This is a genomic window from Arenibacter arenosicollis (genome assembly GCF_014397245.1).
In the GTDB taxonomy this organism is placed as follows: domain Bacteria; phylum Bacteroidota; class Bacteroidia; order Flavobacteriales; family Flavobacteriaceae; genus Arenibacter; species Arenibacter arenosicollis.
Genome location: NZ_JACLHY010000011.1, coordinates 24704 through 40890 on the forward strand (window position 1 = coordinate 24704; position 16187 = coordinate 40890).

Consider the following 16187-nt stretch of genomic DNA (forward strand, 5'->3'; position numbering starts at 1 on the left):
ATCTACATTTTAATTATTTTCAAGAGGTGAAATAATAATTAGCAATATTATTATTTATAACAAAAAAATATAACCTTCTAAGTTTCATATATTATTCTTACAAATAAAATTGAATAAACTTATAATCACTGATGTTTTCTACTAATATCACCATTAAAAACTATTCTCTGGAATCTTGCCCACTACTCCCTTAAAGAATGTCTTATAAGTTATAAAATCCTGTTCCTTATCGTCTGTAGGATATTGCGGTTTGGAAATTTTAATCTGCTTTTTTCCGAAGTCGAACGCCACCAAAACAATGGGAACTTTGGCCGCTTTGGCAATAAAATAAAAACCTGTTTTCCATACCGTAACTTTTTTTCTAGTGCCTTCCGGGGAAAGTGCCAATCTGAACTTTTTATTCTGCTCAAATACTTTGACCGTGGCACTAACAGTATCCATATTTCTACTTCTATCTATGGGGGCGCCACCCATCCATCGAAAATACCAGCCGAATGGTGGTTTAAAAAGTGCTTTCTTTCCAATAAAATGAATATCCTCATTCAATACCCGTCGAATCAGAAGTCCAAGAAAAAAATCGACCCAGCTGGTATGGGGCACCACAATAACAACGCATTTGTCCAATTGTGGAAATGAGCCGACTAGCTTCCATCCCAGAATCTTAAAATATATAAATTTTGCAATAGCATGCATAAACCATCAATTGTTTAAAATGTTAAGGTCACAGATAGTTTTAATTACAAGGAACCATTTTACCAATTGTTACCTAACCCCAAATAAAATCAAGTTCATAATTAGCAAAAAATAAACAGATTCAATTTGTTCAGAAATATTAGATTTTTTGATAAATAGACTTCAATTTCTCAGGGTTTATAATATTTCGCCATTCACTTCCCAACGCATTTTCCCATAGGGGTACAAGGCTTAAAGCTACATTGATCATAATATCAAAATCGTTATTGGTAAGTTCATTGCAGATGCCTTTTGGAAGTTGGATGTTGTGTTTTTCCTTCATTTCATTAAAAAGTTCAACCCCCTCTGGATAAAATTCTTCTAAATGCTGAAAAACCAAACAATTCCCAATACCATGTCTAACCCCTAATAAATAGGACAAGCCATAGCTCATGGCATGGGCAACCCCAACCTGTGAATATGCTATACTCATACCTCCATGCCAAGAAGCCATCATAAGTTTATCTCTGGCATCCTCTTCCGTCAAATCTCCCAAATATACTTCTTTGCACAATTCCAGTGACTTTTCCCCATAGCTTTGGCTAAAGGCATTTAAAAAAGTGCCATTGAGCGATTCTATGCAATGAATAAAACAATCCATACCCGTGTAAAACCATTGCTCCTTAGGAACCCCTTGTGTTAAATCGGGATCCATAAGGACTTGGTCAAAAGTGGTATAATCCGAGTTAATCCCAAGTTTTTTCTCGGGACCCAATAATACCGTGGTCCTGGAAACCTCTGCTCCCGTACCACTGATTGTTGGAATACCCACATGATAAATGGACGGTTTTTTCACCAAATCCCAACCTTGATACTCATATGCATTTCCCCTATTGGTCAACATGATTGCCACAGCTTTTGCCAGGTCCAATAAAGTACCACCACCAATACCTATAATTCCAGAAGGGAGTTCGGCAAAATCATTTTTGATTTTATTTACCAAGACGTCTACTTGGTCTGTCTTGGGCTCCTCATCCGCTGATATAAAAATTATCTGATCGTTAAATATCAAAGGTATTCTAGAAACTAGTTCCGAACCTTCAAAAACATCATCGACCAGAAAGATAAAAGGTGCCTCGGAATGAATCCTTTTAGGCATCAATATCTCTCCCAATTGTCCAAAACATCCTTGGCCAAAAATAACTCGGGGTACCATAGGAAAGTTCTTGTAATTCGTCATCAATCCGGGGTAGTTAATTGTAATATTATTATTACTCTTTACGTTCATAAACTTATTTTAGATACTCCAATATATCCGAGATAGTGTTCAATGTAAGATGATTATTATTGTGCTCCTCCAATTTTACTTCTTCATGTTGCCATGTGGTATGAAATGGAATATGAACCGCCTTTGCCCCAATATTCAAAATTGGCAATACATCCGATTTCAATGAATTTCCAATCATCAGGAACTCCTCTACGGGAATTTCCAAATGATTCAATAGATTCTTATAATTTTCTTCCTTTTTATCACTAAGAACTTCCACGTGATGAAAATATTTGGACAAACCTGACTTTTCCAATTTTCTTTCCTGATCCAATAAATCACCTTTGGTCAATACGATCAAGCGATATTTATCCTTCAATTTTTCCAGCACTTCCTCTACGCCATCCAATAACTCAACCGGGTGCAACAACATTTCCTTTCCAAGATTCAAAATATCCGTAATCCTTGCTTGAGAAATCCTATTATTGGACAAATCCAAGGCAGACTCTATCATGGATAACATAAATCCCTTTATTCCATAACCATATAATTCAAGGTTCTTGATCTCCGTTTTAAAAAGTTCCTGATCTATTTGGTTTTTAGTCTCATAGCTATCCAAAAGGCTGGCAAATTTTTCTTCAGCATTCCTAAAATACGTTTCATTTACCCAAAGGGTATCATCGGCATCAAAACCAACCACCTTTATATTCTTAAAATCTATTTCCATACCTTCTTAGCTTTTTCTAAATCTTCGGGCGTGTCAATTTCTATACCGCTTACGTTGGTTTCTACCATCTTGATTTTTTTTCCGTATTCCAGATATCGTATTGCTTCTATTTTTTCCGTCGCTTCCAATATAAGCATAGGCAATCTCTGGAAATCCATGAGGGCACTTTTTCTAAAGGCATAGATTCCTTTATGCTTAAAATAAGGAATATCCAATTCCCTTGACCTAGGGTATGGAATTGGGGCACGTGAAAAATAAAGGGCAAAATTCTGATTATCAACAATCACCTTTACCGTGTTGGGGTCATTAATCTCTACCCAATCGGAGATTCTCGTCATTAAAGAAGCTAAATCTATTTCTTTTTTAACATCATCTTTAAAAACTTCTATTACACCGGCAAGACTTTCCCTGTCCGTAAATGGTTCATCTCCCTGAACATTAACAATAATATCAACATCCATGGCCTCCACAGCTTCTGCTATACGATCACTTCCACATTCATGCTGCTTTATACTCATGATGGCTTTTCCACCTACCTTTTTAATAGTATCATATATAGTGGTACTATCCGTAACTACATACACTTCTTGAAACAAACCGGTATTTACAGCTGCTTCATATGTTCTTTGTATTACAGGTTTCCCCTGTAGGTCTTGCATAAGCTTACCAGGAAATCTTGAGGCCGCGTAACGAGCCGGTATCATTGCAATGATTTTCATATGTAGATATTTATTATTTTTTAATTGTTATATGTAATACGCATATCTTCATTGATTTTGTGACCAGTTTTGGGTCATGCTCATTTCACACGAAAATTATTTAAGATTAATTTGGATTATGTTTTAGGTCTAAGTTTTTTATATATCCTAAAAATGCCAATCAATATTATAAGCACCAAGAAGGCTGCCAGAATGGGTGCAAAAATTGATGCAGTAGCCACTACGGCGGCAGTTCCCGTCTCCACCAGACCAATTACCGGATTAGCCGTTCCGCCTGTAGTGGCAGTTGAGGCCAATCTACCAGTAGCAGAGGCTCCCTTTATGGCAGTTGCTGTACCACCGCCGGCGATTATTGCCAAGGTCCAAGTAATCAAGGGATCTAAATTGGATGCAGTTGAAACCATTACTGCTGTTCCTGCCAAAGCGGCCATTGGTATTGCAACACTATCCAATAGATTGTCCAACCAAGGGATAAAGTAAGCGAAAATTTCAACCATGGTTGCTACTCCTAGAACTATTAGAGCTGTAAAACTACCGATCCACTGCCAATTTTCATTCAGTTCCCACACATTAAAATAAGCGGCCAAACTTAAAAAAAACAATGGTAAAAAAATTCTAAACCCCACAGATGCAGCTAGCCCGACACCCAAAAATATGCTTAAAATGGTCTCAAAAGCCATATTCCTATATTATAATGCGAAATTAGACTATTCCTAATCAACAAAAAAATCGTTCTTAAAGCCTATAAGGTACAATTTGTGCTTTGCCCTGGTCACCGCAGTATACAACCAACGAAGATACTCCTTGTCTATTCCGTTCGGCAAATAAGGTTGTTCTACAAACACGGTATTCCATTGCCCCCCTTGCGACTTATGACAGGTGATGGCGTATGAGAATTTAACCTGAAGCGCATTGAAAAATTTATTGTTCTTTACCGCCAGAAATTTCTTGTATTTGGATTTCTCATCAGCATAGTCCCTCATAACTTCCTGATAAAGCCGGTTGCCATCCTCATAGGATAAAGATGGGGTCTCTGCCATTATGGTATCCAATAGGAGCACTGTTTCAAAAGGTTTTTGGTTGGGATAATCCACCATTTTAACCTTCACTTCCGCGAATTTAAAGCCGTACAATTCTTTTATTGAAAATATCTCCAATACTTCAATGATATCCCCATTGGCTATAAAACCTGCCTCAGAGGTAGGCTTCAACCAAAAATAGTTGTTCTTCACCACCATCATATAATCACCTACCGCCAGCTCATTTTCAAGGTATAGAATTCTATTTCTAATGTTCTCGTTATATAAATTGGCCCTCTTATTGGATCTGACTATAATGGCAGTTTCCTCCTTACCATTTTGTGAATAGGATTCGTCTATAGCCTCCTGTATATCATTCCCATCCACAAGGCGCACGATATCACTATATTGACTCACAATAAATTTAAAGTCATCGTAATATTCACCTTGAAGTTGCTCCCGTAAATTAGTGGCATTTATCAGGATCCCAGAATCCTCGGCCTGTCTAACAACCTCATCCAATTCCAATTTTATTACTTCCTTATTATAATTCAAGGACAATTGGTTTTCGTCCAAAGCAGGACTAATATTTAAATGTACAGGAGGAAGCTGGGCGGTATCACCAATTAGGATCAATTTACAATTGTGTCCTGAATAAACAAACATCAATAAATCATCCAAAAGAGACCCATTCTCAAACAACTTGGAATCTGCGGGAGTATCAGGAATCATTGAGGCCTCGTCCACAATAAAAATGGTATTTCTATGCTTGTTGGGCGACAATACGAACTGTACTCCGCCACCACTCTGTTTTTTTGGAAAATAAATTTTTCTGTGAATTGTAAATGCCTGCGTTCCGGAGTAATTGGACATTACCTTGGCTGCCCTGCCCGTGGGAGCCATTAAAACGGCCTTCATAGTAGTTTTCCAAAGATTGGTCACAATGGTGCCGACAATGGTTGTCTTTCCTGTACCAGCAAACCCTTTTAACATGAAAACACTATCCTTTTCCTTAGATAAAACAAAACTTGCAAGTTTCTCTAAAGCCACTGACTGCATGGCAGTTGGATCATGTGGAAATTTGTCTTTAAGCAGTTTAAAAAAAGTAGCGTCAGTTATAGAAGTCATAGGTCATCAAAGATAATCAGTATTTTTAAGGTCAAATACTTTTACCATTAAAAAAAAATTGTAGATTTGTGACAACCACTAAATAAAATAACACTTACAAGATGAAGACCATATTACAAATTTTCCTTTGGATAGTATCTATCGTGTTGGGATATATGATTTATAATTCTGTGAACGGCCCAATTGAATTTAAAAAAATTAAGCAAGAACGGTTTGCTAAAGTAATATCCAATTTAAAGGATATCAGGAATTCCCAAGAAGCCTATAAAACTGTAAATGGTAGATATGCAAAAGATTTTAACGCACTTATTAGTTTTGTAGATACTGGATATTACACCATTACTCAGCAGAGAGATTCCTCTTACTTGGAATACGACAAGAATTTTGGTATCGATATGTTGAAGGAGGTAAAAATAATTGATACCTTAGGAAGAGTTTCCGTTAAGGACTCCCTATTCAAAAAAGACGATCGTTTCAAAACAATGATGAATGTTCCTTACGCAGCCAATGGGGAAAAATTTGAAATGAAATCCAGTATACTTGAAAAAAGTGGATATAAAGCTCCGGTTTTCGAAGCTAAAGTTAGCAAGGATGTAGTTTTACATGACCAACCCAAAACTTTATTGGCCAGGGAAAATACCCAGATAAATGTTGATGAAGTAAATGGAAACGTTATTAAGGTTGGATCTTTGACCGAGGTAAGCACCAGTGGAAATTGGCCATCTATATATGACAAACGAAACGACCAATAGCATTTTAGAAAATTCTAAATCGGAATATCATAAATTGTCCATTCAAGTTAGCTTGAATGGACTTTCTTTTTGTGTCCTGGACACACTTTCCAACAAAATTCTTGCTTCTGAAAAGCTGGTGTTCGAAAATGAACTTACCCCATATGCCGTTCAAAAGGAAATAAAGCAACTTTTTGAAAAAAACAGAATAAAGGATGTAAAGTTTTCAGAGGTTGTTGTGATACATAGGAACAATCTTTTTAGTCTTGTTCCCCAATCCCTTTTCAATAAAGAAGAATTAGCCAATTATTTAAAATTCAATGCCAAAATCCTAGCCAACGACCATCTGGAATATGATGAAATTAAAAGTTTGGACATGGTAAACGTTTATGTTCCCTTTATGAATATAAACAATTACATCTATGATCTTTTTGGTGAATTTGAATTTTTGCACCATGGCACCATCTTGATTCAGACTTTGACCAACAGTCATGGCAACCTAAGTGAGCCCATTTGTTATATACACCTCATACAGGGACATATGGACATCACTGTGATTTCCAATAAAAAGTTGATCCTATACAACAACTTTAGTTTTAATACCAAAGAGGATTTTATTTACTATCTACTATTTACTTTGGAACAATTAAAATTGGATACGGAAACTACTAAACTTAAACTTTTCGGATCCATCGAGGAAGGTGATGAATTATATAACATGTGTCATCAATACGTAAGGGATATTTCTATTTTTATTCCCTCCAACACGACTTTTTATCATTTTGGGGGATCGGAAAAGGAAACTATAGACTTTACACTGCTAAATACCCTTTAATGCGTATAATATCTGGCAAAAACAAAGGCCAAAGGCTTACCGCCCCTAAAAAACTCCCAGTTCGTCCTACAACGGATATGGCAAAAGAAGCTTTGTTCAACATCCTTAACAATCAATACTACTTTAACGATGTAATGGTATTAGATCTTTTTGCCGGTACCGGAAACATCAGTTACGAATTTGCTTCCAGAGGTTCTGAAAATATAACTGCTATTGATGCAGACCTAGGTTGCATTAAGTATATTACCAAAACGTCCACAGACTTGGACTTTCCAATTACTGCCCTAAAGAAAGATGTTTTTCAATATTTGGAAACCAACCCTATAAAAGCTCATATCATCTTTGCCGATCCACCTTACGATCTATCTCCGGAAGAATTCTCGGCAATTCCCAAATTGGTTTTTGAAAAACAGCTATTATTGGAGAATGGTGTTTTGATTATAGAGCATTCCAAACATACCGATCTATCCCACTTGGAGCATTTCACCGATCAAAGAAGATATGGCGGCAGTATTTTTAGTTTTTTCGAATGGACAGAGGGTAATTGAAGACTTAGGGACAGAAATACCTTAAATTCCTTTAAGGAACTATTTAGTTTTACATATTAATATTGAAAAGGTATCTGCTGGACATCGGTAATAAATCCTATTATAAAAATACCCCAGTAGCGGCAAGAATTGAAATAATCTTCCCATGGCAGCATTCATTCAGAAGATACCGTCTGCGGTGGCATTAATTGAAAGGATCTCTCCTCTGCTAGTATTAATCAAAAGGATACCGCCTGCGTCGGCATTAATTCGACTAGGTATTTGCTATGCAAATACTGTCTCATTAAAAAAAAGCAGGTCATAAGCCGGATTCTGTTAGCCTTGAATTACTTCAGGGCCTCCTTATCATTTATCTAGGCCAAAAGTTGCCCTTTGGCTCCAACCGCCTACCCTTCAGCTCGAGCGTGCAGCCCTCAAACACTGATTTACATGACGTTGCACCGTATAGAGTTTACCTGGTTTCACTACAGCATAACCTGTACATACTTTCTGTTGCACTTGTCCTCATCTCACGACGGACGGGCGTTACCCGCTATACTGCACTATGGTGTCCGGACTTTCCTCCCCCCGCGGAACGCGGGGAGCGATAAGGCGACCTGCTGCAACAAAGGTAATTCAATTGTTGATAAATAAAATACTAAAGAAGGTTAAATAGGCGCTTTAATGCAATGCTATTTTTATATTTGTACTTCACCCTTCCGCGTAGTATTTTTGCGCTGAATTTAAGTCAATAGCCTTGGAACCTTTTATAGTATCCGCCCGAAAATACAGGCCCCAAACATTTAAAGATGTTGTTGGGCAACAGGCTATTACCAATACATTGACCAATGCCATAGACAACAATCATCTTGCACAGGCCCTATTGTTTACAGGTCCAAGAGGTGTTGGCAAAACCACTTGTGCCAGAATATTGGCCAAACAAATTAACCAAGATGGCAGGGCACATGAAGATGAGGACTTTGCTTTTAATATATTTGAGCTCGATGCTGCATCCAACAATTCCGTGGATGATATAAGGGAGCTGACCAGTCAAGTACGCATACCCCCCCAAGTAGGAAAATATAAGGTATACATTATTGATGAGGTACATATGCTATCCCAGGCTGCATTCAATGCATTCTTAAAGACCCTGGAGGAACCACCCGCACATGCCATATTTATATTGGCCACAACGGAAAAGCATAAGATTATCCCTACCATCCTGTCCCGTTGCCAAATATTCGATTTTAAACGCATTACGGTAAAGGATGCCGCAGAATACCTAAAATATATTGCGGAGAACCAAGAAATTGATGCCGAGGACGATGCACTCCATATTATAGCCCAAAAAGCTGATGGTGCCATGCGCGATGCGCTATCCATCTTTGATAGGGTCGTGAGTTTTTCCGGTAAAAAACTGACCAGAAAAGCCGTAACCGAAAATTTGAATGTTCTGGACTACGACACCTATTTTACTGCTACCGATCTTATTCTAAAGCATGATATTCCAGGCTTATTGATTCTTTTTAATGAAACCTTGGCCAGAGGGTTCGACGGACACCATTTTATAAGTGGTCTGGCTTCGCACTTTAGGGATTTAATGGTATGCCTTCACCCAAACACTATTGAACTCTTGGAAGTTGGTGAGGAGGCTAAAAAGCATTATAGTGAACAATCTAAAAAAACTTCCAGTTCCTTTTTACTTACCGCCATTGACCTGGCCAATGATTGCGACATAAAGTATAAGTCCAGTAAAAATCAGCGCCTTCTTGTTGAATTAACCTTAATGAAATTAGCCTCTATCGATTTTGATGGAGAAAAAAAAAAGTCTGAATCCTTAGGGAATGGTCGTAACAAACCAGATTTTATAATTCCAGCTTCATTTTACAAAGTCAACCGCCCAATTGTGGTGGAAAAGGAGTTAAAGGCCAAGAAAACTGAGGAAGCTATAATTAATACCACAGCCACTAGTACCGAAACCATTAAGGAAGAACAGGGTATTCAGCACCAAACTTCCACTCGCAATACTCAAGATCAAGCTCACCGTAAGGAAGAGGTAGGCAGTACGGATGTTGCCTTGGAAAAAGATCCAAATCCTACCCCAAAGGCCAAAATAAATCTTAAATCTACCGAAAGGAGGGTTTCAGGTCTTTCACTTTCCAGTTTAAAGGCAAAAAAAGAACATCAACTTAACAAAAAGGAAGATGTTATTGATGAAAGCAACCTGCCCAAAACAAAGTTTACGGAAGAGGAAATGCAAAAACATTGGGCAGATTTTGTTGATATCGTAGACAAAGATGGCCGAAAAATTTTAGCCTCCAACCTACATTCCGATGTTCCCAAACTAACTGAAAATTTTACCATTTGGATAGAATTACCAAATGGCACTATGAAGAAGGAAATTGAGCGTGATAAGTATGATTTAATGGAGTACTTAAAATTAAAACTCAACAATCACTTTATACAACTGAGAATAACAGTAAACGAAGCTACTGCCAAAAAATTTGCTTTTACCCCTGAAGAGAAGTATCTAAAATTACGGGAGAAAAATCCGGCCATCGACCTTCTGCGCAAGGAGTTCGATTTAGATATTTAAACCTTTCCTACCCTTCTTATCCTCCAAGCATAAAACAACATCACTAAGGCGTTTATTATAAGGCCTAAAGATTCCCGTGCATGTTCTATATTATTTATATTTCCCCCATCAATGGAAACCCCTTCAAAGTGCTCTGGCCAAAATATATAGGCACCTATGAAATAAGCAAAGGATAGTACTAGCGGCACTATCAATACCAATTTTTCCATTAAAAACAAAAACGAAGCTATCGCTGCCAATCCATAAATAAAATACCACAGCATGGCATCGGGATCGTTATACTGAACAAATGCGGCCCAAATAAACAGTATGGTAAATACGGCCGAAATAATCTTGGAAAAAAGTCGCATATTAAGAATTTATAAGATGGTTTTCTATAATGCCGCAAACTTCTGTGGCCAACAAAGTCTCTTTCAAATCAGCTCCACTTTTGTTGGTTATCAAAATTGGATGATCATTGGAATCTTCCGGCATTCTACCGTGTGAACCTTTCACCAAAGTAGCATCCAACGGAATAATGTCCATTACGGTTCTGAAACCTAATTTCTTCTTGAACAACTTCCAAATAACCTTTGGCATCAATAGTTTATCCTTAGGATCTGTTAGCATCTCTACGGGGTCGTACCCAGGCTTTTTGTGAATGTCTACCATTCTGGCATAATCAGGTGCCTTACTATCATCCAACCAGAAGTAGTAGGTAAACCAAGAATCCTTATCTGCCACCACCACTAGATCTCCACAACGTTCGTGATCTAATTGTAATTTTTGTATTTCACTACCAGAAAGCACTTGTTCTACCCCTTTAATATTCTTCAATATGGCCTTAACCTTAGCCACGTCCTCTTTATCCTTAACATAAACATGGGCCAACTGATGATCTGCAACGGCAAAGGCCTTGCTTGCACCAGCATCCAATAATTCCAATCCCCGTTCCACTCGAATATCAAGGTAACCCTCTTGCCTAAGCTTTCTATTTAAATGAATGGGGTTACTAACATTGGTTATCCCATATTCGGAAAGCAAAATAATATGGGCAGTCTTGCTTTCATAATGCTCAACCAACTGCTTAACTACATTATCTATCTCCCTTAAATCTTTTGATATTTTACTAAAATCCGTACCAAAACGTTGCATATTATAATCCAAATGTGGCAGATACACCAAGGTCAAGGTAGGATCATGTAATAAATCGGTTTTCAGGGCAGCCTCTGCTATCCACTGACTAGATTTAATGGAGGTTTTTGGACCCCAAAAATGAAAAAGAGGGAATGTACCCAATTCATTTTGCAATTGGTCCCGAAGTTCTGCTGGATAAGAATACACATCTGGGATTTTTCTACCATCGGCCAAATAATTTGGTCGTGGAGTAACACTATAATCTGCATTGGAATACATATTGTACCACCAAAACATATTGGCGCAAGTAAAATTTTTATCTTGCCTTTTGAGTTTGTCCCAAATTTTTTCCGATTGGATCAAACTATTGGATTGTCGCCAAAATTTAACTTCTTGTTCCTCCTTAAAATACCAACCGTTTCCCACTATGCCGTGTTCGGCAGGTGTTTTTCCCGTTAGGTAGGTAGCTTGTACACTACATGTTACTGCGGGCAATTGAGGGGTAACTGTTGCCGATGTACCTTTCTCCAAAAAAGACTTAATAAAGGGAGTGTGCTCCCCTATCAATCCCCTGGTTAATCCAACTATGTTAAGTACTACGGTTTTCTTCATGCTTTATATGTTGCTCTTCAACCATTCCAATTCACGTACAATGGAATTGGATAGTTCAGTTTTAAGATTTTTAGGCAATACATCCCAAGTATAGGTTTCAATTTCCAATTGATCCGAAAATTGATCTTTTTTAAGATATTCCAACACCTTGATTATTTGATCCTGGGTGGAAAATAAATTATCATACTTCTCCAAAAAGATGGGAACATGAAAGTGGGATCTTAACTCTGGCACCTTTGGGCGTTTCTCCAAAACCTCAGCTAAATCCTTATAAGTCACTACCTTGCCCCTAACCTTTTCAGTGACCTGATGTAAATAGGTAGGTTCATCGAACTGAGCCAAGGAACGCCATATTTCCTCATTTTCGCCTTCTTTAAAAAGTATTTTAAGGGCCGAGCTAACTTGTATTTTGCCAACCTTTATACCTGCCTTTCTAAATTTTCCCAGAGTATACTCAGGTTCCTCATAAGCCAATGAAAAATGGCAAACGTCGTAACAAACGGTAATATGTTTTAAAATTAACTCCTTGGCCTTTTCTTTATCACAGCCCAGGACATCCATCAATTTCCGAGTGGCTATAGGAATCAAATATGCTTCATAGAAATGAAGTACTTCATCGCTATTCTCCATCATACCATCCGGTTCAGGTTCAATGTCCAGATGAAGGCTTTTACCCGTAATCCTTTCAATATCCACCAATTGCAAAACAACCTTGGCCATACTTTCCGCACCTGTCGTAAATGCTTCGTGCAGTGCTTCCGATGAAGTATGCCAATGTCTGTAGCTGACCGGCGAAGTAGAAATACCCCCTGAAATACCTTCTGGGATCAAAAAAGCCAATTGATCAAAAAGACGCTTGGTATAGTCCAATCTCTCACTGGTGGTCCAATCCGGGGCATGCACCATATCCTTTACCCGTTCATTGTGAAAGTTTCCATACGGGAAACCGTTCATAGTAAAAACATAAAATTGATTTTGGTCCAGCCAATCCTTAAACTCTTGTAAATTACTACCTTCATTGAGCCCTAAACTTGCAATATTGGACAAACGCAATCCAATTCCAAAAGGGGATTCTGGTGAAACTTCCTTTTTAATTTTAGGCAGATAGGTTTTTAAGCTATTTAGGGTCTGCTCCCAATCTTCACCCGGATGTATATTGGAACAATAACTAACATGATACTTATTATCTACTAACATATGCTATTGGATACTTGAGGTTTGTACTTTTCTTTTAACCAAACTATTGCTTTTCCCATTGTAGCAATATCAATTTCATGCACATCGTGCTTTGCTCCTATTTCAGATATCAATGTAATGGTAAGTTCCCCTCCTAAATGCTCCCTAAATTCCTGAATACCATTTAGCAACTCATCCAGTTCATTATCTTTTTCAATAGGAATATATAAATTGAACCCAATTTGTTCCAAGACATTTAATATACGGTCCAGCGTATCTTTATTTATTAACCCAGTAAAATTGGCATATACCAAATCCAAAGCCATCCCAATGGCTACAGCCTCACCGTGTCTTAGCTGGTAATTGGTCATATATTCCAATTTATGAGCGGCCCAATGTCCAAAATCCAAAGGTCTGGACGAACCACTTTCAAAAGGATCTCCTCCTTGGGCAATATGCTCCATATGCATCTCGGCACAGCGATAAACCAGGTACTCCATAGACTCCATTTCGCGTGCCTGAAGTCTTGTACCATTTTCCTCTATAAACTCAAAGAAAGTCTTATCCTTGATCAAAGCCACTTTTACAGCTTCAGCTATTCCTGAAATCCAGTCGCGTTGATGTAGTGTGGTTAAAAAATTGTTGTCATTTATTATGGCATAGGCAGGAGCAAAAGTCCCAAGAAAATTCTTTTTACCTAAAATATTAAAACTGTTCTTAACGCCTACGGCAGAATCATTCTGTGACAGTACTGTGGTAGGTATCCTAATAAGTTTCACTCCCCTGTGGGCAATGGCGGCAGCATAACCTACCATATCTATTATAGCACCCCCTCCAATAGCAACTACAAAGGAATGTCTACAGATTCTATTGTCGTTAATGGCCTTCAATATGCGCTCCACATTTTGGTAGTCGTTCTTACATTGTTCCCCACCAGCAATTTCCATTTGTTCAGTAAGAGTTATCACGGAACTATTAGCTTTGCAATATGAGGATATTTGTGAGCTTAGATTAGGATGACATTGCTGAACACCACTATCTATAACAAAAAGTACCTTTACCTTTCCCTTCTTATTATAACCTTCAATGATATCTTTGAACAGAGGATTATTGGAGCTAAATACATGTTCGGTAAAATGCAACTTATACTCATAAGATACTTTGAAGGACTGCTCAATTGGCTTATAATGTGACATACTCTAAAAAGTTAGGTAACTGCAAACAGTTTGGATAAAAAAATTGATAGGGGCAATAGCAATAAGGTAATCAACCCTACCCACCAATAGGAAAATCCCACTGCCAAGGTAGCGTCCAAAACTATGATCGATATTACTCCGGCCATCACTGCTTTTTTTATGTTTTGTGGTGAATTTTCCTTGTAAGCCTTCAATAAAGGCCTAAATACCAAAAAAGCAAACAGCAATAAAAAAGGAATGGATTCCAACAGATTTAAGTTGGAAATGGAAAAAAGAACTATAATTCCTAAAATAACACTTGTATATAATCCTCCTGCAAAAAGAATATGGCTTTTATTGTTACCATGTACTTCCCCCCTGCTTATAAGTGTAATAGCCGCGATGTAAACCACAGGAAAAACAAAATATCCCCAATTGCTAATATCGCCCAAAATGGAAATACCTAGCAACAAATTCAATCCTCTACAAACACCCATATTTAGTGGACCAAGAAAGGAATGATGTTTCCCCAAGGCATCATACAAAAGAATAGCAAGCCCTAAGGCAAAAGCTATTATTCCACATACTGAGCTCACCAGAAATGCACTCAGCACACCCAAATTCATTAAAACACCTCCAAAGATAGCTGCAGATTTCACCGAAATTAATCCCGAAGGAATGGGTCTTTCCGGTCGCTCTATTTTATCCAACTTATGATCAAAGACATCATTGAGCACAACACCTGCCGCATATAGGAATACGGAAGAAAATATTAGCAATAGTAAATCTACAATCCTAATTGTATCCCAGACAACATTAAGGGAAGTGCCCATAAATAATCCCGAAATAGCCACCCCTGCGAAAATATCGGCAGCCGCAGTAGGTAAATTTGCCGGTCGGGCCAGTCTTAAATATCCTTTAAATACAGGATTCATTATACTATTTTATCGGCATCGACCTTAGGCTCCTGCCCTCGCAAAACACTATTGTCATTATATAATTTTGTCTGATTGATGCCTTGTGGCTTTAACCAATCGGATTCCTTCATTTTACCGTTCTTACCAAAAATATCCAATGCATTTTGGTAACAGGTTTTAACTACATCCGATTTTGCTATTCCCCTTTTCAACATAAGGGACGCCGTTTTTGGCACCGCAAGGGGATCACTTACACCCCAGTCGGCAGAACTATCCACAATGATTCTATCACTTCCAAAATTTCTAACTACTTCCACCATTCTTTCATTCCCCATTTTGGTTTTTGGATAAATTGTAAATGCTGCCCAAAATCCGCGATCCAATACATCCTTAACAGTTTCTTCGTTGTTGTGATCTATTACAACCATCCCTGGATCCAAACCATGTTCCAGACAAACCTCCATACTTTTTAGGGTTCCAGACTTTTTGTCCCTATGTGGGGTATGTATCTGTACAGGTATATTTAATTCTTTGGCCAACTCCAATTGCATTCTAAAATATTTGTCCTCGGCCGGAGTCTGATCGTCATAACCAATCTCACCTATGGCCACCACATTTTCCTTATGCACATATAGCGGCAATAACTCAATTACTTGTTCCGCCAATGCCTCATTATTGGCTTCCTTTGAGTTTAACCCTATAGTGCAATAATGATGTATACCAAACTGACTGGCCCTAAAAGGCTCCCAACCTACAAGGCTGCTGTAATAGTCTTGAAACGAACCTACTTGGGTACGTGGTTGCCCCAACCAAAAAGATGGCTCTATAATAGCCACTACACCTGCTGCTGCCATTGCCTCATAATCATCGGTGGTCCTGGATGTCATATGCACGTGCGGGTCTATAATCATCATTTTCTCTTCCATAATAATATTGTATACTTTAATTGATAATCGTGTCTTAAATTAAA

At 38.0% G+C, this 16187-nt stretch carries 16 protein-coding genes and 1 other RNA gene; 4 read left to right on the top strand and 13 right to left on the bottom strand.

What is annotated here, in order from left to right:
* Nucleotides 1-153: 153 nt before the first annotated feature.
* The 6 genes from H4O18_RS11930 to H4O18_RS11955 form a co-directional block, all read right to left on the bottom strand.
* Nucleotides 154-693: a 1-acyl-sn-glycerol-3-phosphate acyltransferase gene (locus H4O18_RS11930; RefSeq protein WP_187584853.1), complete on the bottom strand. Its 540-nt coding sequence runs from the start codon at nucleotides 691-693 to the stop codon at nucleotides 154-156.
* Nucleotides 694-832: 139 nt separating this feature from the next.
* Nucleotides 833-1960, bottom strand: coding sequence for an iron-containing alcohol dehydrogenase family protein (locus H4O18_RS11935; protein ID WP_246474230.1), 1128 nt, complete (start codon nucleotides 1958-1960; stop codon nucleotides 833-835).
* A gap of 4 nt (nucleotides 1961-1964) precedes the next feature.
* Nucleotides 1965-2666, bottom strand: a complete 702-nt coding sequence (locus H4O18_RS11940) for an HAD family hydrolase (RefSeq protein WP_187584855.1) — start codon at nucleotides 2664-2666, stop codon at nucleotides 1965-1967.
* Entirely contained in the window at nucleotides 2657-3385 is a 729-nt protein-coding gene (kdsB, locus tag H4O18_RS11945) for a 3-deoxy-manno-octulosonate cytidylyltransferase (RefSeq protein WP_246474232.1), read from the bottom strand. Before kdsB ends, H4O18_RS11940 begins: the two co-directional genes overlap by 10 nt.
* A gap of 116 nt (nucleotides 3386-3501) precedes the next feature.
* The gene (locus H4O18_RS11950) at nucleotides 3502-4065 is read right to left on the bottom strand and encodes a DUF4126 domain-containing protein (RefSeq protein ID WP_187584857.1); all 564 of its coding nucleotides are present in this window, start codon (nucleotides 4063-4065) and stop codon (nucleotides 3502-3504) included.
* A 33-nt stretch (nucleotides 4066-4098) separates the two neighbouring features.
* Entirely contained in the window at nucleotides 4099-5532 is a 1434-nt protein-coding gene (locus H4O18_RS11955; RefSeq protein ID WP_187584859.1) for an ATP-dependent DNA helicase, read from the bottom strand.
* Nucleotides 5533-5633: 101 nt separating this feature from the next.
* On the opposite strand from H4O18_RS11955, the gene H4O18_RS11960 reads away from it, so the two are divergent.
* The 3 genes from H4O18_RS11960 to H4O18_RS11970 are packed head-to-tail and all read left to right on the top strand — an operon-like array spanning nucleotide 5634 to nucleotide 7646.
* A complete protein-coding gene (locus H4O18_RS11960) occupies nucleotides 5634-6284 on the top strand; it encodes a hypothetical protein (RefSeq protein ID WP_187584861.1) in 651 nt (216 codons plus the stop codon).
* Nucleotides 6262-7098, top strand: coding sequence for a DUF3822 family protein (locus H4O18_RS11965; protein ID WP_187584863.1), 837 nt, complete (start codon nucleotides 6262-6264; stop codon nucleotides 7096-7098). The genes H4O18_RS11960 and H4O18_RS11965 overlap by 23 nt, the downstream gene beginning before the upstream one ends.
* A complete protein-coding gene (locus H4O18_RS11970; protein ID WP_187584865.1) occupies nucleotides 7098-7646 on the top strand; it encodes an RsmD family RNA methyltransferase in 549 nt (182 codons plus the stop codon). The genes H4O18_RS11965 and H4O18_RS11970 overlap by 1 nt, the downstream gene beginning before the upstream one ends.
* Before the next feature lie 286 nt (nucleotides 7647-7932).
* On the opposite strand, the gene rnpB is transcribed toward H4O18_RS11970, so the two are convergent.
* Nucleotides 7933-8249: RNase P RNA component class A (gene rnpB / locus H4O18_RS11975), an RNA gene on the bottom strand.
* 133 nt (nucleotides 8250-8382) lie between these two features.
* On the opposite strand from rnpB, the gene H4O18_RS11980 reads away from it, so the two are divergent.
* Nucleotides 8383-10221, top strand: a complete 1839-nt coding sequence (locus H4O18_RS11980; protein ID WP_187584867.1) for a DNA polymerase III subunit gamma/tau — start codon at nucleotides 8383-8385, stop codon at nucleotides 10219-10221.
* Here H4O18_RS11980 and H4O18_RS11985 read toward each other — a convergent pair.
* The 6 genes from H4O18_RS11985 to H4O18_RS12010 are packed head-to-tail and all read right to left on the bottom strand — an operon-like array spanning nucleotide 10218 to nucleotide 16143.
* Nucleotides 10218-10571, bottom strand: a complete 354-nt coding sequence (locus H4O18_RS11985) for a transmembrane 220 family protein (RefSeq protein ID WP_187584869.1) — start codon at nucleotides 10569-10571, stop codon at nucleotides 10218-10220. The genes H4O18_RS11980 and H4O18_RS11985 overlap by 4 nt on opposite strands.
* 1 nt (nucleotide 10572) lies before the next feature.
* A complete protein-coding gene (locus H4O18_RS11990) occupies nucleotides 10573-11949 on the bottom strand; it encodes an alkaline phosphatase family protein (RefSeq protein ID WP_187584871.1) in 1377 nt (458 codons plus the stop codon).
* Between the two features lie 3 nt (nucleotides 11950-11952).
* Nucleotides 11953-13146 (bottom strand): metabolite traffic protein EboE, encoded by a 1194-nt coding sequence (eboE, locus tag H4O18_RS11995; protein ID WP_187584873.1) that lies wholly within the window; start codon nucleotides 13144-13146, stop codon nucleotides 11953-11955.
* Nucleotides 13140-14321 carry a 3-dehydroquinate synthase gene (locus H4O18_RS12000; protein ID WP_187584875.1) on the bottom strand — a complete coding sequence of 394 codons (1182 nt, stop codon included), beginning with the start codon at nucleotides 14319-14321 and terminating at the stop codon, nucleotides 13140-13142. The genes eboE and H4O18_RS12000 overlap by 7 nt, the downstream gene beginning before the upstream one ends.
* Nucleotides 14322-14332: 11 nt before the next feature.
* Nucleotides 14333-15235 carry a UbiA-like protein EboC gene (gene eboC, locus H4O18_RS12005; protein WP_187584877.1) on the bottom strand — a complete coding sequence of 301 codons (903 nt, stop codon included), beginning with the start codon at nucleotides 15233-15235 and terminating at the stop codon, nucleotides 14333-14335.
* Complete coding sequence (locus tag H4O18_RS12010) at nucleotides 15235-16143, bottom strand: TatD family hydrolase (RefSeq protein ID WP_187584879.1); 909 nt, start codon at nucleotides 16141-16143, stop codon at nucleotides 15235-15237. The genes eboC and H4O18_RS12010 overlap by 1 nt, the downstream gene beginning before the upstream one ends.
* Between the last annotated feature and the right edge of the window lie 44 nt (nucleotides 16144-16187).

Bases quoted from the DNA above. Each gene is read 5' to 3' on its own strand.
- H4O18_RS11930 (WP_187584853.1), bottom strand. From the start codon at position 693: ATGCATGCTATTGCAAAATTTATATATTTTAAGATTCTGGGATGGAAG.
- H4O18_RS11935 (WP_246474230.1), bottom strand. From the start codon at position 1,960: ATGAACGTAAAGAGTAATAATAATATTACAATTAACTACCCCGGATTG.
- H4O18_RS11940 (WP_187584855.1), bottom strand. From the start codon at position 2,666: ATGGAAATAGATTTTAAGAATATAAAGGTGGTTGGTTTTGATGCCGAT.
- kdsB (WP_246474232.1), bottom strand. From the start codon at position 3,385: ATGAAAATCATTGCAATGATACCGGCTCGTTACGCGGCCTCAAGATTT.
- H4O18_RS11950 (WP_187584857.1), bottom strand. From the start codon at position 4,065: ATGGCTTTTGAGACCATTTTAAGCATATTTTTGGGTGTCGGGCTAGCT.
- H4O18_RS11955 (WP_187584859.1), bottom strand. From the start codon at position 5,532: ATGACTTCTATAACTGACGCTACTTTTTTTAAACTGCTTAAAGACAAA.
- H4O18_RS11960 (WP_187584861.1), top strand. From the start codon at position 5,634: ATGAAGACCATATTACAAATTTTCCTTTGGATAGTATCTATCGTGTTG.
- H4O18_RS11965 (WP_187584863.1), top strand. From the start codon at position 6,262: ATGACAAACGAAACGACCAATAGCATTTTAGAAAATTCTAAATCGGAA.
- H4O18_RS11970 (WP_187584865.1), top strand. From the start codon at position 7,098: ATGCGTATAATATCTGGCAAAAACAAAGGCCAAAGGCTTACCGCCCCT.
- H4O18_RS11985 (WP_187584869.1), bottom strand. From the start codon at position 10,571: ATGCGACTTTTTTCCAAGATTATTTCGGCCGTATTTACCATACTGTTT.
- H4O18_RS11990 (WP_187584871.1), bottom strand. From the start codon at position 11,949: ATGAAGAAAACCGTAGTACTTAACATAGTTGGATTAACCAGGGGATTG.
- eboE (WP_187584873.1), bottom strand. From the start codon at position 13,146: ATGTTAGTAGATAATAAGTATCATGTTAGTTATTGTTCCAATATACAT.
- H4O18_RS12000 (WP_187584875.1), bottom strand. From the start codon at position 14,321: ATGTCACATTATAAGCCAATTGAGCAGTCCTTCAAAGTATCTTATGAG.
- eboC (WP_187584877.1), bottom strand. From the start codon at position 15,235: ATGAATCCTGTATTTAAAGGATATTTAAGACTGGCCCGACCGGCAAAT.
- H4O18_RS12010 (WP_187584879.1), bottom strand. From the start codon at position 16,143: ATGGAAGAGAAAATGATGATTATAGACCCGCACGTGCATATGACATCC.